We start from the raw sequence: 22604 nt of genomic DNA on the forward strand, positions 1-22604 counted from the left end.
AGGCCATTACGACCTTTGTCGCAGTCGTGCCGAAGCGTCGCCTTGCCTATCCCAATTGCCCTGCCCCCAATCCGTTCCGCCCGATGAGGATGACCGCCATGACGCGCCCGCTTTCCCTTGCCGTTCTGGCGCTGCTCGCCGGAACCGCTGCGTCGCCGGTTTGGGCCGGTCGCCCTGCCTCCGTCTTCACCCGCGCGCCCGCCGATCCCCGCGCGGTGACGGTGCAGGCGAGCGGTAACGGTCGGAGCGACGACGGCGCGGCGATCCAGCAGGCGATCGACCAAGTGGCGGGTCAGGGCGGCGGCGGGATCGTCTTCCTGCCCTCCGGCCGGTATCGGCTGACCCATACGCTCTACATGCGGCCGGGCGTCCGCCTCTTCGGCGTGGGCAAGACACGCCCCGTCTTCGTCCTCGCCCCCGCCACCCCAGGGTTCCAGCAGGGCGTGGGGACCATGGTCTTCTTTACCGGCACGCTGCCCCCCGAAGCGGGCAAGGCCGCAGCACCGGTCCCCGTGCCACCGCCGACCAGCGTCCCCTTCGACAAGAGCATCGCCGACGCCAATTCGGGCACCTTCTATTCGGCCATGGCCAATGTCGATTTCGAGATCGGGGCGGGCAACCCCGCCGCGACCGCCGTCCGTTTCCACACGGCGCAGCACAGCTATCTGGCGCATATCGACTTTCGGTTGGGCGATGCGCTGGCTGGCATCTATCAGGTCGGCAATCTGGGACAGGATTTGCACTTCCATGGCGGGCGCTACGGCATCCTGACCGAGAAGCCGTCTCCCGCCTGGTCCTACACGCTGATTGACTCCAGCTTCGACGGACAGCGCGACGCGGCGATCCGCGAGCATGAGGCGGGGCTGACCCTGGTCAACACGGTGATCCGCAACGTGCCCGTCGGGATCGAGATCGACCAGGGCTATGGCGACTGGTTCTGGGGCAAGAAGGTCCGGTTCGAGCGGGTGGCGCGAGCAGGCATCGTCATCAGCAACGAGGACAATGCCTATACGCAAATCGGCTTCCAGGACGCGACCGCGAGCGACACGCCGATCTTCGCGCAGTTCCGCGACAGTGGGCGGACGATTACCGGCCCCGCCCGACGCTACCGGATGCGCGACTTTTCTTACGGCCTGGCGGTGCCGTCACTTGGCCAGACGGGGCGCTATGCGACCAAGGCGGATGCGGTACCACTGTCCGCGTCGGTATCCCGCGAGGCTCCCGCGATCCGCGCCCTTCCGCCGGTCGAGCGCTGGACCAATGTCCGCGACCTCGGCGCCAAGGGCGACGATGCGACCGACGACACCGCCGCGCTGCAACGGGCGATCGACACGCACCGCGTCCTCTATTTCCCCGCCGGCTTCTACCGCGTCAGCGACACGCTACGCCTGCGCACCGACAGCGTGCTGATCGGCCTCCACCCCAGCCTGACCCAAATCGTCCTGACCGATGACAGCCCGGCCTTTCGGGGCGTCGGCAGCGCGAAGGGACTGATCGAGAGCGCCAAGGGGGGCGAGGCCATCGTCTCCGGCCTCGGCCTGGCCGCAGGCGGGCGCAATCCGCGGGCCACGGCGTTGCTCTGGCGCGCGGGCGAAGGTTCCTTGGTGGATGACGTCAAGTTCCAGGGTGGACACGGCACCTTCCGCACCGATGGCAGCCGCTTCGATCCCTATAATGCCGACCACACCGGCGATCCTGACCCGAAGCAGCGCTGGGACGGCCATTATCCCAGCCTGTGGGTGACGGACGGCGGTGGCGGTACGTTCAACGGGCTGTGGACGCCAGACACCTATGCCTCTGCCGGAATGCTGGTGTCGAACACCGAGACGCCCGGCCATGTCTATCAGATTTCCGCCGAGCATCATCGCCGCGCCGAGATCGTGCTCGACCGGGTCGCGCATTGGGAGTTCCTGGCCCCGCAGACCGAGGAGGAAGCGGGCGAAAGCCGCGATGCCGTCGCCTTCGAACTACGCAACGTGCGCGACGTGCTGTTCGCCAATCTCCACGCTTACCGCGTCACCCGTTCGCTTCAGCCCGCCAAGGCCGCGATCGCGCTGTATGGTCGGAACGACATCCGCTTCCGCAACGTCCATGTGAATGCCGAAAGCGGCTTTGCGACCTGTCAAGCGGATGGCTGCGGCACCTATTTGCGGGCGAGCAAATATCCTTACGAAAATGCGATCCGCGACATGACGCGCGGGGCGGAGGTCCGCGAGCGCGAGTTCGCGACGCTGGACGTCACCCCCGCCGCCCTGCCCGCGCCCTCGCCCAGCCTGACGCCCGTCCGGCGGCTGGCGGACGGTTTCTATTCGCTCGGCGGCGGGGCGACCGATGCCAGCGGCAAGCTCTATTTCGTCGATCGCTATTTCCAGCGCATCCATGGCTGGAGCGAGGCGGAAGGCCTGTCGGTCGTATCCGACGCGCCGCTCGACCCGGTGAACCTGGCGGTGGATGGCTCGGGCAAGCTGCTGGTCCTGTCGTCCGCAGGGCCTGCCGCGACGGTCTACAGCATCGATCCCAAGGCCCCTGCCGCCGTGACGCTCCTATCGCCGAGCGCCGCGACACCGCCGGGCGCCCGGATCGCCCTGCCCGGCAGCCTCTGGGTCAATGGCGAGTTTCGCGATCAGTACGACCCCGCCACCGACCGGTTCACCACCCTGGCCGAGATGTTCGCTCGCGACATCGGCCAGCCCAAGCCGCTATCCTATGTCGCCCCCGATGGCAGCATCGCCCTGCCCGCCTTCCGCGTGTGGCAACAGGGGCCAACCGATCATCGCGGCTGGCGCTTTTCGGACACGCTCGACACCTATGGCCTGATGGCGGCGCGCCCCGGCACCCGGATCGCCATCGCCAACGGGTCGGAGGACCGGACCTATACCGGGCTGGTCGGTGCGGGCGGCGCAATAACCGAGCTGAAACCCTTCGCCCAGCGCGGCGGCGAGAGCGTCGTCACGGACACGGACGGGCGGGTCTATGTCGCGAACGGACAGGTCTTCGTCTATGACGCAGCAGGCACCGAACTTGGCCGGATCGACGTGCCCGAGCGCCCCTTGCAGCTGGTGTTCGGCGGCAGCGACGGGCGGACGCTGTTCATCCTGACCCATCACGGATTGTACGCCGCAAAGCCCTGACCAACCCACGATACCGACTATGGTCGTAGATGCCGCCCCTTCGTCCCTGCGGTAAAGCGGGCGGGAGACGGAGGGGCCAAAGATCACCGGCCACGCTCTGCGATTCGAGTGAGGGGATGGAGTGATGAGCATCGGCAATCGGCGCAGCCGCGCCTCGTGGAAATCCGGTAACGCTACCAGTGTTGCGGCCCTGGCGTTGGCGCTGATCGCCAGCCCCGCAATGGCTGCACCGGCACAGCAAACCCAAGCTCCCGACGTTGCGACGGGCGCTCAGGAACAAGCGGCCAGCGAGCGCGATATCGTCGTCACCGGCACCCGCATCACCGCCAATGGCTATAACGCCCCCACGCCGACCACGGTCATCGGCGAGGAACAGATCCAGGCCAACGCCCAGCCGAATATCTTCAACACCGTGGCCCAGTTGCCGTCCTTGCAGGGATCAACCGGCGCGACGACGGGCACCTTCAGCACGTCAAGCGGGCAGCAGGGCCTCAGCTCCTTTTCGCTGCGCGGCCTCGGTACCATCCGCACCCTGACGCTGCTCGACGGGCAGCGGGTGGTGGGCGCGAACGTCACCGGCGTTCCCGATATCAGCCAGTTTCCGCAATTGCTGATCAAGCGGGTCGATGTCGTGACCGGCGGCGCCTCGGCCTCCTGGGGTTCGGACGCGGTCGGCGGTGTCATCAACTTCATCACCGATACGCGCTTCACCGGGTTCAAGGGCAATCTCCAGACCGGCGTCACAACCTATGGCGATAACGGCCAGGTGCTGGCCCAGGCGGCGTTCGGCAAGGCGCTGGCGGGTGACCGGCTTCACCTGATCGTCAGCGGCGAATATGCCAAGGATCAGGGCGTCGGGCCGGGCAATTTCGGCGAGGATCTGGCGGGCAGCCGCGACTGGTACCGCGCGTCGACGCTGGTCGATACCGGCATCCGCAACGGCAGCACGCCGCAATTCCTCTACCGCGACCATGGCCAGGCCTATCAATACACCAAATACGGCCTGATCAGCGCCGGGCCGCTCCAGGGCACGGCGTTCGACGCCAACGGCAATCCCTTCCCCTTTCAATACGGGTCGAACGGCGTTCCCGCCAAGAACGCCGCGGGCAACGTCATCGGATGCTATGTCGGTTTCTGCGTCGGCGGCGACCAGTCGGGCCATGTCGGCTCGGGCACCTCGCTGCAATCCGCGCTGGAGCGGGTCAACGGCTATACCCGTATCGGCTATGATATCGCGTCCGACATGGAACTGTATGTCACCGCCAATATCGCGCAGGTGAAGACCAGCAACCAGCCCAATCCCGGTGCGTCCAAGACGGGACTGACCATCCAGTGTTCCAACCCCTATCTGCCCGCATCCATCCAGCAGCAATGCGCCGCCAACGGGATCACCCAGTTCAGCTATGGGTTGAGCAACGCGATCCTGCCGAACATCAAGGTCAACACCGATCGCCGCCAATATCGCTTCGTCGGCGGTCTGAAGGGCAAGGCGGAGGTGTTCGGCGGCAGCTGGACCTATGACGTCTATTACGAGCATGGCATCAACGTCACCGACATCGATGTCGACAATATCAGCCTGACCGGACGCTATAATCAGGCGATCAACGCGACGACGCTGAACGGCCAGATCGTCTGCGCCGATGCGGCCGCCCGGGCCAGCGGGTGCCAGCCGATCAACATCTTCGGCGGCGCGACGCCCTCGGCCGCCGCACTGGCCTATATCGTTCCCGCCAACGGTCCGTTCCAGCATACCCGCCAGACCCAGGATGCCGCGGCGGGCAGCATTTCGGGCAATCTGATCGACCTGTGGGCCGGGCCGCTGTCGATCGCGACCGGCGTCGAGTATCGGCGCGAGGCGTACCGGGTGAACGCCGATCCTTATGGCGCGGGGGTCTCGGCGATCAGCCCCAATTTGGCCGCCTATCCCGCCGACCCGTTCCTGAATTCGGCGACCGGCAGCAACTGGTATGCGGGCAATTACAAGAACGGCTCGGGCAAATATGACGTGTATGAGAGCTTCCTGGAGCTCAACCTGCCGCTGATCAATTCGGAGAGCCTGGGCCGCGCCAATCTGAGCGCGGCGGGTCGTGCCACCCATTATTCGACCTCGGGCGCGGTCTATGCCTGGAAGCTGGGCGGCACATGGGACACGCCGCTCGACGGTTTCCGCCTGCGCGCCGTGACCTCGCGCGACGTGCGGGCGCCGAACCTGTCCGAGCTGTTCGCCGCCCCCACGACCACGACGGTGCCCAACTTCACCGATCCGTTCCGCAATACCCAGGTGCTGATCATCCAGAACTCGCTGGGCAACCCCAACCTGCGCCCCGAAATCGCGCGCAGCACCGAGGCGGGCGTGGTTCTATCGCGGCCGAGCTGGGCACCGGGGCTCAGCCTGTCCTTCGACTATTACACGATCAAGGTGAACGACGTCGTCTCCAGCCTGTCGGCCGCACAGATCGTCAACCTGTGCTTTCAGGGCAATACCGAAACGTGCGGCGCGTTCAACCTTCAGAACACGGCCGGGCCGAACTTCGTCAACGTCCAGGCGTTCAACCTCGCCTCGATCAAGACCAGCGGCTTCGATATCGAGGGCAGCTATCAATGGCGTAACCCGATGGGGCTAAACGGCAATCTGACGCTGCGCGCGCTGGCCACCCATGTCATCAAGTTCGTGACCGACCCCGGCCTGCCCGGCACGATCCCGATCGACAGCGCAGGGGCCAATTCGGGTGCGACCCCAAGCTGGAAGTGGCTGGCGATCCAGAGCTACGACACCGACAAATTCAGCCTGCTGGTACAGGAGCGCTGGTTCAGCGATGGCGTGTTCGGCAACCAATATGTCGTCTGCTCGACCAGCTGCCCGGTTTCGACCGGCAACAACCCGACGATCGACCGCAACTTCATGAAGGGCGCCTTCTATGTCGATATCGGCGGTTCGCTGAACGTCACGCCGGCGGTCAGCATGTTCTTCAAAGTCGACAATCTGCTCGACCGCGACCCCGAGCCGTCGCCGCAGACCAATACCGGTCTGGACGTCAATCCGGCGCTGTACGACACGCTGGGTCGCTCCTACCGGATCGGCCTGCGCGCCAAATTCTGAAATGGACAAGGGGTGGATTTCGGCCTCCCGAACTCCACCCCTTTCCGGTTCGGCTATCAAAGCTTCAGGCTGATACCCGCGAAGAAGGTCCGGCCGAGTGCGTCATAGACGTTCGGGAAGGTATTGCCCGAATTGGCCCCGCTGCTGCCCGCCGAGCCGCCGACGATCGGCGGATTGATGTTGAACAGGTTGCTGACGCCGACGCGGAACGTGTACTGCTTGTTCACGTCGAAGCTGATGTTCGTGTCGATATAGGAATAGGACGGAATGCGGCTGGCCAGGATCGGCGTGCCCGCATCCGCGCTGACCGGCCCGACATAACGCCACCGCCCCTGGATCGCGATCCCGTTCAGGTCGAGTACGGCCGAGGCCTGATGCTTCCAGCGCGGGATCGGGTTGATCGAGACCGCCGCACAGCTGTTGCCGAACTTGCCCGCGCAGTTGATCGGGGTAGCCTGCGCGCCCAGATTGAAGGTGTAGCTGTCGACATAGGTGCCCGCCATGTTCAGCGTCAGGCTGTTGCCGTCACCCGGCAGGGTGAAGCGATAATCCGCCGATACGTCGATGCCGCTGGTTTTGAGCGTGGCGACGTTGATCAACTGCTCCGTCACGCCCGGGAACTGACCGTTCGCATTGGGCGAGCCCGACAGTTGGCCGGAGATATTGTTCCGTACGATCAGCGAGCAATAGGCCGAGATATTGTTGTTGAAACACTGGTTCACGATGTCCTGCGAACCATCGGACGCGATATAGTTGTTCACCTTCATCCGGTAATAGTCGACGGTGACGTTCAGGCCGCGCAGGAAGCGCGGCGAGAACACCGCGCCCGCCGTCAGCGTGTTGGCGGTTTCCGGGCGCAGCGCAGGGTTGCCCCCCGCGTTGATATTGGTCTGGTTCGCGGTCACGTCCTGAATGACGCCCGAGTTGACCAGCGTGGCGGGAGCCCCCTGGGCGATACATTTGGCGGCCAGCGTCGCATTGCCCTGCGGACTTCCATTGGCGCAGGGGTCGGTGGCCAGGACATCGGTGCCCGCCTGGGTGATCGGGCTGTTCAACTCGGCAATGTTGGGATCGCGGGTCGCCCGGTTGAAGATCGCCCGGAAGCGCACGCCCTCGACCGGGCTCCAGTCGCCGCCCAGCTTGTAGGTGACGGCATCCAACTTGTTGCGGCCCGCCACCGTGTTGTTGGTGTAGGAGGAATAGCGGACGCCGCCCTCGAAGTTCAGCGCGCGCACGAAGGGCCGGTCGGTGACCAGCGGCATCTGCAACTCGCCATAGATTTCCTTGACGTCGAAGGACGCATTCGGAACCGCCGTGCCCTGGCCGTAATAGATCAAATTGCCCGAGCCGTAATTGGCGTCGACCGACTGACTGCCCGTCTCCCGGCGATACTCCGCGCCCAGCGCAACCGCCGCGGGCTTGTCGGCCAGCGGGCTTTGCAAGAAGTTCAGGTCGCCCGACAGGCTGCCGCCGGTGACGAACTGGGTATAGCGATTGTCCTGCGCGCCGTTGGCGGTGATGAACGACAGCGCCGCCGCCGAAATCGGCTGAGACGTGAACAGGTTAACGGGGACGCAGCCATTGGCGGGATTGGCGCAGACGGGTGTGCCGTTCGCACCCACCGTCGCATTGATGGCCTGGGCGGTCCTGTTATAGTCGAGGTCGTTCAGCAGCGCCTCATGCCGCTTCGCCAGGCCATATTGCGCGAACACATCGTAATGGAAGCTGTCGGCGAAATCGCCACGCAGGCCCACAATGCCGAAATAGGTATCGTTGGTAAATTCCTGGATGCGGCCGCCCGTCTCCGTCACGCGGCGACGGATGCCGACATTGGCGGTGCCGTCGGCATTCAGGTTCTTCGGATCGCCAAAGATCAATGCGGAATTGGCCGCGTTGAGGAACGGGTTGTTGGGCGAGATAGTGAAGTTGAATCCGGCTGTCGCCGTCGGTGCCAGGATCGCGGTCACGTCGCTGCGCGTATAGCTTCCGCGTGCATAGAGTTCGGCCGCGTCGGAGAATTTGTAGCTGGCCAGCGCCGTCGCATTGTACCGCTCCAACGGCACCTGCAGATAATTGGCGGGATTGAAGTTGTACGGCTTGTAATAGGGCACGAAATTGTCCGTGCCGCCCGCCTGGTTGCCGTCGTTGACCTGGTATCGGCCGGAGTTGATGTCGATGACCGTCGGCGTCGCGTTGCTCGACCCGCTGGGCTTCAGGTTGGCGTCGAGATTCTGCGCCGAATAGGCCCGCGCCGACTGATAGACGCCGTCCCGCTTCGTGTACTGACCCGCGATGACGATATGCCCGGCATCGTCGTTGCCGAACTTTACGCCCGCCGCCAGGCCCGCATTATACTGGGCGGCGTCACCATGCCCGGTGACCTGCGAGCTGGCATCGGCGCGCACGCCCTCCAGCTTGTCGTCGAGCACAAAGTTGACCACGCCCGAAATGGCATCGGCGCCGTAGACCGCCGAGGCGCCGCCGGTCAGAACGTCGACGCGCTTGATCAGGACGGTCGGGATCGCGTTGATGTCGACCGCGCCGCCGATATCCGACGGCACCATGCGGCGGCCGTTCACGAGCACCAGCGTCCGCTGCGATCCCAGGCCGCGCAGATCGACCGTCGCGGTGCCGCCATTGCCGTTGTTCGTCGTGCTGCTCGCGGCGGGCACGAACTGCGGCGAGGACGAGAGATAGGACTCGGCGGTGACGGTGTTGGTCGCCTTCAGCTCGCCCGCGCTGATCGTGGCGACGGGGCTGCTGCTCTGGAGGTCGGGTCGCTGGATGCGCGATCCGGTGACGACGATATCGCCGGTCGGCGCCGGGGTGGTGGTCGCTGTAGTGGTGTCCGTCGCCGCACCCTGCACGGCCTGAGCCGACGCCGCCGTCGCGAAACTCGCCATGCCGAGGCCCAGGCCAACCAGCGTCAGGCTCTGAAGGGCGGTCCCGATATGCAACCGGCGACGGGCAGGCGTGGAATTCTTGATCATGACGCGTCCTCATTCTGCCGAGGATCCGGGCCATCCGATCCTCTGGCGAAAAAATGCCGCCTCCTGCCCCATCACGAGGCCCGGAAGCGTGGCGTCATAAAATCGACACAGAGAAACGCTGTAAATTTACGGAAATGTCATGTTGATCTATTTGGGCGAATGTAACCACAAAAACACAGTTGACCGGCTCCGATGCAATAATGGATCAGGGCACACCCGATATACGATAATTATATTGTCTTTAGACGATGAAATGCATGTCACAATTGGTTCATTTCTGGCGCGCTGACACTGGCGACGTCCAACATCACACTAAACCTTACGGCATCTGTTAATCATGAGCAGGCCATGGTCCCCGTCTCGCGGGCGTTGACGGTCACGCGACGGCTTCGGCCTCCACGATCCGGGGCCGCAGGCTCGCTACCCGTCGCACATGGTCGGGATCGGCCAGCATGCGCGACGGCCTGCCGATCAGATAGCCTTGGACAGCGGCGCAACCCTCCCGGGTCACAATGGCCAGCTGGGCGGGTTCCTCCACCCCCTCGGCCAGTACCGGCATGTTGAGCGTCGCACCCAGCGCCGCGACCGATCGCAGGATCGACACCGCCTGTTCGTCATGCTCGATCTCGGAGACGAAGGACGCATCGAGCTTGATCCGGTCGAAGGGGAAGGAGCGCAGCACCTCCAGCGAGGAATAGCCAACGCCGAAATCGTCGAGCGCGATGGCGATGCCCATCGCCTTCAAGGCCTTCAGCTGCTCCAGCGCGAAATGCTTGTCGTGGATGATCGCGCTCTCGGTCAGCTCCAGCGTCAGTCGCTCGGGCGGCAGGCCACTGTCCGCCAGGGCCGAACGCACCGTCTCGACCAGCTGCTTTTCGGCGAGATGCATCGGCGACAGGTTGACCGACACGGGCTGCGGATCGGCCCAGCCCGCCGCCTCGTGGCAGGCGCGCCGCAGGACCCAGTTGCTCAGCGGCACGATATCGCCGCTCTTCTCGGCAAGCGGGATGAATCGGGCCGGCGGGATCATGCCACGGACCGGGTGGTTCCAGCGGATCAACGCCTCATAGCCGCAAATCTCGCCCGACGGGATGGCCGACTGCACCTGATAATGGAGTTCGAACGCGTCGGCATCGAGCGCATGGCGGAGATCGGCGATCAACTCGCGCCGCTCGCGCACGGCATCGTCCATATGCGCGTCGTAGAAACAAGGTTCCTTGGAGTGGGCCGACTTGGCCCGGTACATGGCCAGGTCCGCCTTGGCGAGCAGCGCATCGGCATCGGAGCCGTCCCGCATGGCCAGCGCGACACCGATATTGGCGCCGATCGAAGCGGTGAACCGGTCGAACAGGAACGGTGCCTCGGACGCCGTGGTCAGCCGATGCAGGAAATCTTCGAGCTCGGCTGGATCGTCATAGGAAACGACGGCCGAAAACTCGTCGCCGCCCAGCCGGGCGATGCGTTCGCCTGGCCGCAGGATGGCGGAAAAACGCGCTGCCAGCGCCGCCAGCAGCTGGTCGCCCGCCTGATGGCCATAGGTATCGTTGACCACCTTGAAGCGCGACAGGTCCATCATGACCACCGCCATACGCTGATACCCGCCGCGGATGCCGAAGCGCGCCTCCAGATCCTCGATGAAGCTGATCCGGTTGGGCAGGTCGGTCAGGCTGTCGTGCAGGGCCATATGACGCAGGCGGCGATAGGTTTCCGACTGGGTATGTCCGTCGATCAGGGCGCTGATCGCCGCGCATCCGACGATGATGAGCGTGGCGACCGTCGTCGTGGTCGCCAGCGTTGCCATGGTCATGCCCGACAGGCCCTGGCCGAGCTTCAGGACGGTGATCTTCATCGCCGTCATGCCAGTGAAGTGAAGCGCCGCGACGGCAAGGCTCAGCCATGCCACCGCGGTCTTGTTCCTCCAGCGCCCCCGCCCGGCCAGAACGTGGAAGGCCATGGCGGACAGGCCGCTCGACAACAGGATCGAGGCCACGACATAAGGCTCTTTCCAGGTGACGATGCCGTCGACCCGGTACGCCGCCATGCCGATATAATGCATGACCGAAATGCCCGTGCCGATCACGGCCCCACCGACCGCCCCCGACCAGCGCCGCCGCCCGGCGGCCAGGGCCAGTCCCGGAGCAGCGATCCCGATCACCGCCAGCAGTGAGATCAGCGTCAGGATCGGATCGAGAATGACGGGCGCGGTCGTCCGGAACGCCATCATGGCGACGAAGTGGGTCGCCCAGACCATCGTGCCCGCACCGACCGCACCGAGTATGATCCAACCATAGCGACGATAGCCACGGGAGGCCCGGACCCGGCTGAACAACTGAACGGTCGCAAGCGACCCCGTAACGCAGATCAGTAGCGCCAGCGCGACGAAGCGCAGGTCATGCTGTTGCGTCAAGCACAGGACGACATCGATCACGCGGCCCCCTCCATCTGGAGCAGGTCCGCCCGGCTTTCCAGGGCGACCACCGCCTGCCGGGCCAGCGCGATGAGATAGGCTTTCTGGTCCGACGAAGCGGGGTTCCGTCGCTGCGTGTCGAAGACGCACAGCGCGCCGACATCGATGCCCCCGGTGACGCGCAACGGCACGCCGATATAATAGCGGACGAACGGCGCGGCGTTGACGGCTGGCAGTTCGGCCACGCGCGGATCACTGCACGGGTCGCAAATCTCCAACACGTCGGGCTTGTCGAGCGCGAAGGTGCAGAAGCTGCGGTGGCGCGGATTGCAGACGATGTCGACGCCACGGGTCGCCTTGAACCATTGCTGATTGCCATGGATCAGGGACAGGAGCGCGATCGGGGCGTTGAAGGATATCGCGGCCCGCTCGACGAAACGGTCGAAGCTGGGTTCGGGCGGCGAGTTCAGAACGTTCAACGCATGTACGGCGCTGGTACGTCGCCTTTCCCGGAACAGGCTCTTGAGCATCGTCTCTCTTCAGTACTGAGTGCTCATTCTGGTCGCACCTGAACCTTAAAACTTGATTTACCGGCATAAATTAATCCGACGGCTTCGGAGTCTTGTCCGCTGGTTCGCAGGCCGATCCTCGGCCAGCCTCGCCCGAATAGCGAAAGAAGCAACCGTGCCGAACGGTGCTCCGCCAAACAGATGCCAGTATCCTTGGCAAAGGATTCCCCAAGACGCGCCGACGCAATTTTACGGTCACCCCAGAAACGACCAATATCGTCACAGCCATGCTTACCTTTAACCACCCGGTAACTTCACGGGTGATAGGCGGCCGGTCATCGCAGCGCCGGTTCTTGGCGAGTGGAACACCGGCGACCACAGTCGCTGCTGCGTCAGAGGGGGAATTGCTAAGTGACTTCGATGAATTCCGCATTTGGTAAACTGCGTCTTGGGATTTCGACGGCGGCCTTGCTGACCGCGATCGCGACCCCGGCCTTTGCGCAGGAGGCAGCACCGGCCCAGCCCGCCGATGCCGCCGACCAGAGCGCGACCGCAGCCGCCGCACCCGCCACCGCCGAGCAGGATGTCCAGATCAAGCGGGCCGCCCCCGCGCCCGCCACGGCCGAAGGCACGACCGTCGTCGTCACCGGCACGCTGTTCCGCGATTCCAACGCCAGCTCGATCTCGCCCGTGACCGTGGTGAACTCGAACGTGATGCTGCGCGCCAACATCACCACCGCACAGGACGCCATCCGTTCGGTCTCCGCCGACAGCGCAGGTTCGATCTCGACCGGCTTCCGCAACGGCTTCTCGGCCGGTGGCGCGGCGGTGTCGCTGCGTGGTCTGGGCGTCTCCTCAACCGTTGTCCTGATCGACGGCCTGCGCAATGCGAACTTCCCGCTGAACGATGACGGCCACAACGCCTATGTCGACCTGAACTCGATCCCGTTCAGCACCATCGAGCGCGTCGAAGTGCTGAAAGACGGCGCATCCTCGACCTATGGCGCCGACGCGATCGGCGGCGTGGTCAATCTGATCAGCAAGAAGAACGTCCAGGGCATTTCGGGCTCGGTCCAGGGGGGCACCACCGAAAAGGCCGACGGCGCGCACTATCGCGCCACGCTGACCGCCGGGTTCGGCGACTATCGCGAGCAGGGCTTCAACTTCTACGTCAATGGTGAATACACCTATGACGGGTACATCACCAACAACTCTCGCGGCTATCCGTTCAACACGCTGGACCTGAGCCCCAGCGGCCTGCAGGATCGCAACCGCAACGACGACTCGCTGCTGGCGGCCAATCCGCAAGCGGTCGTCACCCGCGTCCGACAGACCGACCTCAACAATCCGCTGGCGGGTCAGGTCGGCTCGCCCCTGACCAACCAATATGTGCTGCTCAACCCGAATGCGTGCCCCTTCGGCACCTTCACCGTGACATCGGGCTCGGCGCAGGGCACCGGTTGCAAGCATAACCTGCCTGCCGAATATTCGATCATCCAGCCGCGCCAGCAGCGTTATTCGACCACGGCACGCCTGAACGTCCGCATCGCCGAGGGCTGGGAAGCCTTTGCCAGCGGCAGCTATTCGCATTCCGAAGTCGATATTCGCGGCACCCCGTCGGGCATCCGCCAGACCCAGCCGTTCGGCGGCTCGGCGGCGCTCGCGTCGACCAGCCCGGGCATCGTCCTGCCCATGTATGTCTGCGCTGCCGGCGTGAACTGCGCCACCGCCGCGGATCGCCGTCTGAACCCGAACAACCCCTATGCCGTGGCCGGTGCCGACCCGACCCAGAATGCCGCGCGCATCTATTATCTGTTCGGCGACATTCCCGCCGGCAGCCACCGTTATGTCGACGTGTTCCGCGCGACCTATGGCATTTCGGGCGATCTGGGCGATGGCTCCAAGTTCCGTCTGAACGGCGTCTATGCCCGTGACAATTTCGCGGTCACGCAGCGCGGCTTCATCAACATCCAGGGCCTGCTGAACGCGGTCAACACCGGCGCGTACAACTTCGTCAATCCGGAGCAGAACACGCAGGCCATCCGCAATCAGATTTCGGCGGAGCGGACCACCCCATCCTATTCGACGGTGGCGACGATCGGCGGCTCGCTGCTCAAGTCGCTGATGGAGCTGCCGGGCGGCGACCTGAATGTCGGCGGCGGTTTCCAGGTCCGTCGCGAGACGCTGATGAACCGCAACCAGAATGCGGATCTGTCCTATTACGGCCTGAACACCTCGTCGGCCCAGGGTCGTCAGACCGTGACCGCCGGGTTCTTCGAAATCGACGCGCCCTTCGCGCGCTCGTTCGACCTGAACGTGTCGGGCCGTTACGATCACTATTCGCAGGGCTATAGCCACTTCTCGCCGAAGGTGGGTGCCAAGTTCACCCCGGTCCGCGAGTTCTCGCTGCGCGCCACCTATTCGCAGGGCTTCCGCGCGCCGACCTTTGCCGAATACAACCCGGCGAGCAGCTATGCGGGCTTCTCGTCCTTCACCCCGCCCGCCAGCTTCATCGCGGCGCATCCGGGCAGCCCGGCCTATACGACCTCGTACAACATCGGCAGCGGCGCCCAGGGCAATCCGGACATCCTGCCCGAAGTGTCGCGCAGCTTCACGGTGGGGACGATCGTCAACCCGACGCGCTGGCTGAACGTCACGGTCGACTATTACAATATCCGCAAGTCGAACCTGATCGTCAGCGGACCGCTGCGCGCCGAGGCGATCAACGCCTATTACGGCCAGACCAATGCGGCCGCAGGCTGCGCGGCACTGGCGGCGGTGGGTCCGGGCTATAAGTGCAACGTCCTCGACGGGGTCGACCCCGTGAACCCGAATGCCCTGCCCCGCCTGCTGGTGTTCGACGTTCCTTACGTCAACGCCAACTACATGGTCAGCTCGGGCATCGACATGCAGGCCAATGCGAACTTCCAGTTCGACAATGGCGTCAAGCTGATCAGCCGCGTCGACGTCACCCGCGTCCTTCGCCTCGACCTCGTCACTCCGGCGGGCGTGGTTCAGAAATATGCGGGTACGCTCGGGCCGTACGAACTGTCCTCGGGCGGCGGCACGCCGCGCATCCGTGGCAACTGGCAGAACACGATCGAAGTCGGCAATTTTTCGCTGACCAGCACGACCTATTATGTCGGACGGATCAAGCAGGTGGCGGCCGATCGCATTCAGCCGACCAACGGCGTGATCGACCTGTCGTGCAAGAACACGCTGGTGCCGATCATCGCGGGCAGCGATGTGAACAACCAGTGCTTCATCCGCCCGTTCATCTACACCGATCTGAACATCGGCGTTCGGGTCAATGACGACTTCCGCTTCTTCTTCAACATCCAGAACCTGACGAATGCCCGCGCTCCGCTGGCGGCGGGGGCCTATGCCAGCAACCCCAACTATCTGAGCAGCTGGCATTATGCCGGTCTGGTCGGTCGCAACTTCAGCGCCGGTGCGAACTTCAACTTCTGATCCGGCCTGACTGGGTGATGCGCGCCGGGACCGACTTCGCCGTCGTCCCGGCGCGTATTGCCATCCTACCTATTGCGGCGTCATAGGCGACCGATGCAGCCGGAGCGTTCCAAGACCATGTATCCGGGATCGGACAATCCGACCGCCCAGCCCAGCGAATTGTACCGACAGTCGCTGGTGATGCGGGCGATCGGCACGCCCTTCGTCGCCGACCTGCTGGCCGCAGTGGACCGGCAGCTCGACAAGGCACCGCTCAGCGCCGCGTTGATCCGCTCCTGGGGCAGCACCGCCGCCTCCTCCGCGATCGCGATGCGGATCAACGCCGCCCTGCACGCGCTGGCGAGACGCGGTGTCGAGCCGCAATTGGCCGCCCTCTATGCCGGGGACCATGACCGCTTCGACGAAGCGGTCGCCCTGGCGCTGGCGGCGCATGACGAATTTCTGGTCGACTGGTTGCTGCGGGTGCCGCAGACCAACGAGATCGGCCGCGCGGCGGCCTTGTACGCCGCCCTGATGGTCCTGGCGCAGGATCATGGCCATGATTTCGACCTGTTCGAAATCGGCGCGAGCGCCGGACTGAACCTCAACCTGTCCCGCTATACCTATGATCTGGGTGGCGTCCGGACGGGTGCGCCGGACTCGCTGGTGCGGATCGCGCCCGAATGGCGTGGCCCCCCGCCCCCCGATGCCGCCGTGACCGTCCGTCAGGCGCTGGGCGTCGATCTCCACCCGCTCGACGTCAATGATCCGGCGGCCTGCGAGCGGCTGGCATCCTTCATTTTCGCCGACCAGCCCGAGCGGGCCGAGCGCCTGGACCGGGCGCTGGCCATCGCGCGACGGCATCCGCCCCGGCTCGATACCGGCGATGCCGCATCCTGGCTGACGGCACAGCTTGCCGCTCCTGCGCCGGACGGCCGCCACCGCGTCGTCCTGCATTCCATGGTCCTGCAATATCTCAGCGCCGAAGACCGCGCCCGGATAGAGGCGACCCTGAACGAAGCCGGGGCGTCCGCGACCGCGACGAGGCCGTTCGCCTCGATCGGTTTCGAATGGGACCTGGCGCGCGAGCGGGTCGAGCTTCGCCTGCGGTCCTGGCCCGACGGTCAAGACCGCGTGCTGGCGCATTGCCATCCTTATGGCGCCTGGATTCACTGGCTGACCAACTGACGAACTATTCGTCACGATAATGGTTACACGCTTCACCCATCCTTAACTTTGCGGTTCTAGCAATTGTCCGACGAAACCAATGTTTCATGTGGGACCGGGGGGATTGGACATTGCGCGACGACGACTGCGCCAGTGTATTTGGCGACACTTTTCAAAGCCGAATCCATGACCGCGACTGATCCTCTCGCCGTCCTGTCAGCGCCCTTCGATGCGCCGCGTGATCGGCCCAGTCCGCCTGTCCTCGATAACGATAACTCAATGAATTCGCGCTTATCGTCCCTCGTCCGACCTGTTGAGAGAAACGCATAATGCTCACGAACATGAACATCCCCAAGAAACTGGGTGTATCGTTCCTGATCGTCAGCCTGTCGGCCGCGGTCATGACGATCGTGTTCTTCGTGAACATCTGGGAAATCAAGAACGCGACGGCGCGCAACAACCACGCCCAGGAAGTCTATGCCAAGGCACTGACGCTCGAGACATCGATTCTGCGCGAGAACAGCCAGTTGCGCGGTTTCCTCGTCACGGCGGACAAGAGCTATCTCAAATCCTACGAGGAAGCCCGCAAGGAATATGACACCACCAGCCGCGAATTGAACGCGATGCTGGACGACTCGGCCGAGCTGGCGTTGCTTGCCAAGTCCAATGCCGAAAAGGCCAAGTGGCGGCGGACATGGAGCGACCGTCTGACCGACTGGGTCAAGGACGGGCGGCGCGACGAGGCGCAGCAAGCCGTTCGTGACGCGGGCAAAGCCGTGCTGACCAGCGACATCGTGCTGCCCCTCCGGGCCATTCGCGACCAGGAAACGGCGGCGATCGCCAGCAATGCCGCATCGCAGGAAAACGCGATCAGCACCGCCATCATCGCCCTGATGCTTGGCGGCGTGATGCTGATCGGTGTCGTCATCACCCTTCAGATGCTGCTCAGCCGCAGCATCGCACGGCCGATCACCACCCTCACCCGCCTGATGGCCGAGCTGGCGCGCGGTCGCAACGACATCGACGTGCCGGGCAGCGAGCGCGGGGATGAACTGGGCGACATGGCCCGCGCCGTCGTCGTCTTCCGCGACGCGGCCAAGGCCAAGGTCAGCGACGACCGGGAGCGCGAGCTGGCCTTGCAGGAAATCGGCTCCGGCTTGCATCGCCTGTCGGAAGCGGACCTGACCGTCCGCCTGACGGACCTGCCGTCCGCCTTCCACCAGCTGGCCGCCGATTTCAATCGCGCCGTCCAGAACCTTTCGGGCCTGACCAGCGACGTTCGCGGCAGTGCCGGGTCCATCCGCTCGAATATCGAGGAAATCCGCCAGGCCACCGACAATCTGTCGGCGCGCAGCGAGCAGCAGGCGGCCAGCCTGCGCGAAACCGCCGCGGCGGTCGGCGAGATCACGCAAGGCGTCCGCGAAGGGGCGGCCAGCGCCAGCCAGGCGAACCGCGCCGTGACCGAGGCCCGCGACGAAGCCGAAAAGGGCGGGCAGATCGTCGCCAAGTCGATCACCGCGATGAACGGCATCGACCAGGCCAGCCGCGAGATCGTCGATATCATCACCGTCATCGACGGCATCGCCTTCCAGACCAATCTGCTCGCCCTCAACGCGGGCGTCGAAGCGGCGCGGGCCGGTGATGCGGGCAAGGGCTTCGCCGTCGTCGCCTCCGAGGTCCGCGCGCTGGCGCAGCGCTCGGCCGATGCGGCATCCGACGTCAAGGCACGCATTCTCTCGGCCATCGAACATGTCCGTTCGGGCGTGGTACTGGTCGACGAGACCGGCAATGCCCTGCAACGGATCATCGGCAAGGTGTCCGACGTCAGCACCGTGGTCGACGTCATCGCGCGCTCCTCCGAACAGCAGGCCCACAGCCTGGGTCAGGTCAACATCGCGATCGGCGAGATCGATTCGGTCACGCAACAAAATGCCGCGATGGTCGAGGAATCGACGGCCGCCGCCAGCCTGCTGGCGCAGGAGTGCGGGACGCTGATGGCCTCGGTGATGCGCTTCAACGTGGATGCGGCCGCGCAGCACGCCTCTGCGGCCTCCCCGCAATACCGGACGGAGTATGGCCACGCGTCCCGATACGCCGCCTGACAGAGCGCGAGCGGCCGCCCACCACGGCTGATTTGCGTTTCCTGATCAACCCCATGACGGCAATGCCGTGTTAACCTGCATTTGCAACTGATGCGGGGATCGCGCAGGAGAAGCTCACAGGAGGACGTGGACGGCATATGGACGCGAAGCGCCGGATTTTAGAGCAATTGCCGCTGCTTGGCGAGCGCAGGGCGCTGGCCTATTCCGTGGCGCTGGCGCTTTCGGCGGTTGCCTGGTGGATACGCTGGACACTGGATCCGGCCTTTCCGCCGGGATTTCCCTATCTAACGTTCTTCCCGGCCGTCATCATTTCATCCTTCCTGTTCGGGCGCGGCCCGGGAACGTTGTCGGCCATCGTCTGCGGCCTGCTCGCCTGGTATTTCTTCATACCGCCCGCCAACAGCTTCGATTTTGAGCCGCGCACGCTCGTCGCCTTGGGCTTCTATGCGGGTGTCGTGGCGGTCGATATCGGTCTTGTCGACGCCATGCAGCGTGCCAACCAGCGATCGTCGCGGCTGGCGGCGGAACAGCGACAACTGGCCGAACGCACCGAGTTGCTTTTCAGCGAGTTGCAGCACCGGGTCTCGAACAACATCCAGATGGTCGGCGCCATGCTGTCGCTGCAGCAGCGGCAGGTCGTCGATCCGATCGCGCGCATGGTTCTGGCCGACGCCTCCACGAAGCTGCAACTCATCGGGCGCATCCAGCGGCAGCTCTACGCGACGACGGGCGAGCAGGTGCCGCTGGACATCTTTCTGCGCGACCTGATGGCGGACCTGTTTGCCGCCGACACGAAACCCGGCATCATCCACCGGATCGAGGCCGTCCCCGGACTGCGCCTCTCACCGGATGCGGCGATCCCGCTTGCGCTCATCATGGCGGAGGGCATCGCCAATGCGATGGAACATGGCTTTGCCAATCGCGAGTTCGGGCAGTTGGTCGTCACCCTCACCCGTCAGGACGACGTCATCGCACTCTGCGTGATCGACGATGGCGCGGGCCTGCCGCCGGGATTCGACCTTCAGGGCTCGAACAGCCTCGGCCTGAAACTGGTGCGAAGCCTGGCCAAGCAGATGGGAGCGGATTTGAGCGTCGAAAACGGCCCCTCGGCGGGGACGATCCTGCGCCTGACATTGCCCGATGGCCAGAGCGGACACCCATAATCACACACTCGCACGGATGACCGCCAACATCCTGCATCATCGCGTTACGCGCCGAACATGGCACTGAACGCTGCTTCCTGCGCACGCCAGTCGAGCCCGCGCGCATCGAGCCACTGGTCATCATAATAGGTGCAGCCGTAACGCTCGCCGCCATCGCACAGGATGGTGACGATCGAACCGACAACTCCCCGCGCCGCCATGTCCTCCATCAATTGGGCCACGGCGACGAGATTGGTCCCGGTCGAACCACCCACCCGGCGTCCCAGTCGGCGGGAAAGCGCGCGCATCGCACCGATGCTGGCGGCATCCTCGACCGCGATCATCCGGTCGATCACCGAGGGGATGAAACTGGGCTCGACACGCGGCCGCCCGATCCCCTCGATACAGCTGCCGCAACCCTCGGGCAGCGACAGTGCCCGGCGGTCGGCGAAGTGCCGGTGGAAGACCGAATGGACCGGATCCGCGACGCAGAGCCGGGTGCCGTGCCGCTGATAGGCGATGTACCGGCCGATCGTCGCGGAGGTGCCGCCGGTTCCCGCGCCGCAGACGATCCATTCGGGGACGGGATATTCCTCCGCCGACATCTGTGCAAAGATGCTCTCGGCGATATTGTTGTTGCCGCGCCAGTCGGTCGCCCGCTCGGCATAGGTGAACTGGTCGAGATAAAGACCGCCTGTCTCCGCCGCCAGAGCGTTGGAGACGTCGTATACGGTGCGCGGATCGTCGACCGTGTGAATCTCGCCGCCATGGAAACGGATCGCATCCAGCTTGGGCGCGGCGGTCGAGGCGGGGACCACCGCGATGAAGCGCAGGCCCAGCATCTTGGCGAAATAGGCTTCGCTCACCGCCGTCGAGCCGGAGGACGACTCGATGACGTAGGTATCTGGCCCGATCCAGCCATTGCACAGCGCATAGAGGAACAGCGAGCGCGCCAGCCGATGCTTCAGGCTGCCGGTCGGATGGCTGCTCTCATCCTTCAGATAGAGCGTGATCCCCGGATAGCGCGGCAGGTCGACCCGGATCAGGTGCGTATCGGCCGAACGGTTATAGTCCGCCTCGATCCGGTGGATCGCATCGGGCCGCCAGCGCCGGACGGCCTCGGCATCGCGATCAGCGCGCACCGGTCGTCAGCCCGTGGCGCGCCAACATTGCCCGCAGATCGGCGTCGCGCCCGCGAAAGGCGCGGAAGATCCAGGCGGCCGGGCGGCTGGCACCGTGCGAAAGGGCCTCGGTGCAGAGCGCCCCCTCGATCAGCCTCGGCGACAGCGCGGCCCGGCGGCATAGACACCTGCCATATTGCCCGCCGGGCCCGAGCCGATGATGAGGACCTTGCTGTGCCGCATATCCACCCCCTGCCCCCCTTGCACGTTACGCCTCCACGGCCTGGGCCGCGACGACCGGAGCGGCCTCGATCATCTCGATCGCCGTCCAGCCCGCCGCGACATAGGTCTCATTTGCTTTATCCAGCCGGTCGCATCGCTGGCGGAAGCGCTCGGCGAGTTCGGGATGGTCGGCGTCGAGAATCGCATAGACCCGTGCAAGCCCCTCAAACTCCGCCTTATATACGTCCTTCTCGGCCTGATCGCGAATTTGGAACACGCGACTTTCTTCCTCCGGCGTCCAGCGAATTTCGGCCAGTGCCACGCGCAGGTTAAGCGCGCCCGTGGCGTTCAGCGTATCGCGGAGCACCGTCCGCATCGTGCCGGGCCAGGCCGCCGACTCCACCGTGCTGCCCGCCGAGCGGTCCAGCACGTCGTCGCCAAGGGCATCGGTCGCCGCCACCGCAGCGAGGCGAGCCGCCTTCCATTGCTTGCGGTCCGGTTCGTCCCCCACGACCGCGCTACGATGCAAGTCGATGATGGCGAGGCGGCTTTCTTCCATTGCCGGATGGCGTCGGGTGATCTCGCACAGGCGCGGCTTGGCCAGCAGGTCGAGGATCATCCGCGACACGACGGCGGACAGATCGCCGCCGACCGGCGTGCGTGCCAGCCAAGCCTCGGCAAAGCGGGCGGCCTCGGGAAGCGGCCGGAAGCCGTTGATGATCATGGGCAGGGTTTCGACCAAGGCAATCGGATAGCCGAGCCTGGCCGCATAGGCGGCCGTGTCGTCCGCCTCGACCACGGCACCGATCGCATTGGCCTTGCCGTCTTCCCAGGCCGGAAAATAGACGAAACTGCCCGCCGCGACATGCTGCCTCAGCTGTGCCTGGGCCCGCGCCTTGATCGCCGGATCACCATGGAAAGCGATAGCGTCGGCCATCACGCCGCGCTCACATTCGCATCGACAAAGGCGTCGAGACGGCTGCGCGACATGGTGCCGAACGCGCGCGCGGCTTCCGCACCGTCCTTGACGATCAGCAGCAGCGGAATGCCGCGCACCTCGAACCGTTCGGCGAGCTTGGGATTTTCGTCGATATTGACCTTCACGATCTCGATCTCGTCGGCATATTCCTCCGCGAGTTCGTCGAGCGTCGAGGCCAGCGCCTTGCAAGGCCCGCACCAGGGGGCCCAGAAATCGACCAGAACGGGCTTGTCGTTCTGCATGACGATCTCGTCGAAATCCTGCTCGGTGGCATTACGCATCAT

At 64.8% G+C, this 22604-nt stretch carries 12 protein-coding genes; 6 read left to right on the forward strand and 6 right to left on the reverse strand.

Annotated elements, in window-relative coordinates; genetic code table 11:
• The first annotated feature begins 89 nt into the window (after positions 1–89).
• Positions 90–3131, forward strand: coding sequence for a glycosyl hydrolase family 28-related protein (locus ASF14_RS12190; protein WP_056435439.1), 3042 nt, complete (start codon positions 90–92; stop codon positions 3129–3131).
• A 124-nt stretch (positions 3132–3255) separates the two neighbouring features.
• Positions 3256–6231, forward strand: coding sequence for a TonB-dependent receptor plug domain-containing protein (locus ASF14_RS12195; protein WP_056435082.1), 2976 nt, complete (start codon positions 3256–3258; stop codon positions 6229–6231).
• 56 nt (positions 6232–6287) lie between these two features.
• Here ASF14_RS12195 and ASF14_RS12200 read toward each other — a convergent pair whose 3' ends face one another.
• The 3 genes from ASF14_RS12200 to ASF14_RS12210 all read right to left on the reverse strand — a co-directional run bounded on the left by ASF14_RS12200 (position 6288) and on the right by ASF14_RS12210 (position 12158).
• Positions 6288–9221 carry a TonB-dependent receptor domain-containing protein gene (locus tag ASF14_RS12200; RefSeq protein WP_056435084.1) on the reverse strand — a complete coding sequence of 978 codons (2934 nt, stop codon included), beginning with the start codon at positions 9219–9221 and terminating at the stop codon, positions 6288–6290.
• A gap of 376 nt (positions 9222–9597) precedes the next feature.
• Complete coding sequence (locus ASF14_RS12205) at positions 9598–11649, reverse strand: putative bifunctional diguanylate cyclase/phosphodiesterase (protein ID WP_056435087.1); 2052 nt, start codon at positions 11647–11649, stop codon at positions 9598–9600.
• A complete protein-coding gene (locus ASF14_RS12210) occupies positions 11646–12158 on the reverse strand; it encodes a GAF domain-containing protein (RefSeq protein ID WP_056435089.1) in 513 nt (170 codons plus the stop codon). The genes ASF14_RS12205 and ASF14_RS12210 overlap by 4 nt, the downstream gene beginning before the upstream one ends.
• Before the next feature lie 399 nt (positions 12159–12557).
• On the opposite strand from ASF14_RS12210, the gene ASF14_RS12215 reads away from it, so the two are divergent.
• The 4 genes from ASF14_RS12215 (at position 12558) to ASF14_RS12230 (ending at position 20019) form a co-directional block, all read left to right on the forward strand.
• Positions 12558–15608 (forward strand): TonB-dependent receptor domain-containing protein, encoded by a 3051-nt coding sequence (locus tag ASF14_RS12215; protein WP_056435090.1) that lies wholly within the window; start codon positions 12558–12560, stop codon positions 15606–15608.
• A 93-nt stretch (positions 15609–15701) separates the two neighbouring features.
• On the forward strand, positions 15702–16775 hold the full coding sequence (locus ASF14_RS12220; RefSeq protein WP_082442212.1) for a DUF2332 domain-containing protein: 1074 nt from the start codon (positions 15702–15704) through the stop codon (positions 16773–16775).
• A 308-nt stretch (positions 16776–17083) separates the two neighbouring features.
• A complete protein-coding gene (locus ASF14_RS12225; RefSeq protein ID WP_236697043.1) occupies positions 17084–18856 on the forward strand; it encodes a HAMP domain-containing methyl-accepting chemotaxis protein in 1773 nt (590 codons plus the stop codon).
• Positions 18857–18993: 137 nt separating this feature from the next.
• Positions 18994–20019: a sensor histidine kinase gene (locus ASF14_RS12230; RefSeq protein ID WP_056435092.1), complete on the forward strand. Its 1026-nt coding sequence runs from the start codon at positions 18994–18996 to the stop codon at positions 20017–20019.
• A gap of 44 nt (positions 20020–20063) precedes the next feature.
• On the opposite strand, the gene ASF14_RS12235 is transcribed toward ASF14_RS12230, so the two are convergent.
• From ASF14_RS12235 to trxA, 3 genes are all read right to left on the reverse strand, one after another.
• Positions 20064–21140, reverse strand: a complete 1077-nt coding sequence (locus ASF14_RS12235) for a PLP-dependent cysteine synthase family protein (RefSeq protein ID WP_056435094.1) — start codon at positions 21138–21140, stop codon at positions 20064–20066.
• A gap of 247 nt (positions 21141–21387) precedes the next feature.
• Positions 21388–22278, reverse strand: coding sequence for a hypothetical protein (locus ASF14_RS12240; protein WP_056435096.1), 891 nt, complete (start codon positions 22276–22278; stop codon positions 21388–21390).
• Positions 22278–22604, reverse strand: coding sequence for a thioredoxin (trxA, locus tag ASF14_RS12245; protein ID WP_056435098.1), 327 nt, complete (start codon positions 22602–22604; stop codon positions 22278–22280). Before trxA ends, ASF14_RS12240 begins: the two co-directional genes overlap by 1 nt.

Origin of the sequence: Sphingomonas sp. Leaf257 (genome assembly GCF_001422185.1) — a bacterium.
GTDB classification, from domain to species: domain Bacteria; phylum Pseudomonadota; class Alphaproteobacteria; order Sphingomonadales; family Sphingomonadaceae; genus Sphingomonas; species Sphingomonas yabuuchiae.

Bases quoted from the DNA above. Each gene is read 5' to 3' on its own strand.
- ASF14_RS12190 (WP_056435439.1), top strand. From the start codon at position 90: ATGACCGCCATGACGCGCCCGCTTTCCCTTGCCGTTCTGGCGCTGCTC.
- ASF14_RS12225 (WP_236697043.1), top strand. From the start codon at position 17,084: ATGCTCACGAACATGAACATCCCCAAGAAACTGGGTGTATCGTTCCTG.
- ASF14_RS12210 (WP_056435089.1), bottom strand. From the start codon at position 12,158: ATGCTCAAGAGCCTGTTCCGGGAAAGGCGACGTACCAGCGCCGTACAT.
- trxA (WP_056435098.1), bottom strand. From the start codon at position 22,604: ATGATGCGTAATGCCACCGAGCAGGATTTCGACGAGATCGTCATGCAG.
- ASF14_RS12230 (WP_056435092.1), top strand. From the start codon at position 18,994: ATGGACGCGAAGCGCCGGATTTTAGAGCAATTGCCGCTGCTTGGCGAG.
- ASF14_RS12240 (WP_056435096.1), bottom strand. From the start codon at position 22,278: ATGGCCGACGCTATCGCTTTCCATGGTGATCCGGCGATCAAGGCGCGG.
- ASF14_RS12215 (WP_056435090.1), top strand. From the start codon at position 12,558: ATGAATTCCGCATTTGGTAAACTGCGTCTTGGGATTTCGACGGCGGCC.
- ASF14_RS12200 (WP_056435084.1), bottom strand. From the start codon at position 9,221: ATGATCAAGAATTCCACGCCTGCCCGTCGCCGGTTGCATATCGGGACC.
- ASF14_RS12220 (WP_082442212.1), top strand. From the start codon at position 15,702: ATGCAGCCGGAGCGTTCCAAGACCATGTATCCGGGATCGGACAATCCG.
- ASF14_RS12195 (WP_056435082.1), top strand. From the start codon at position 3,256: ATGAGCATCGGCAATCGGCGCAGCCGCGCCTCGTGGAAATCCGGTAAC.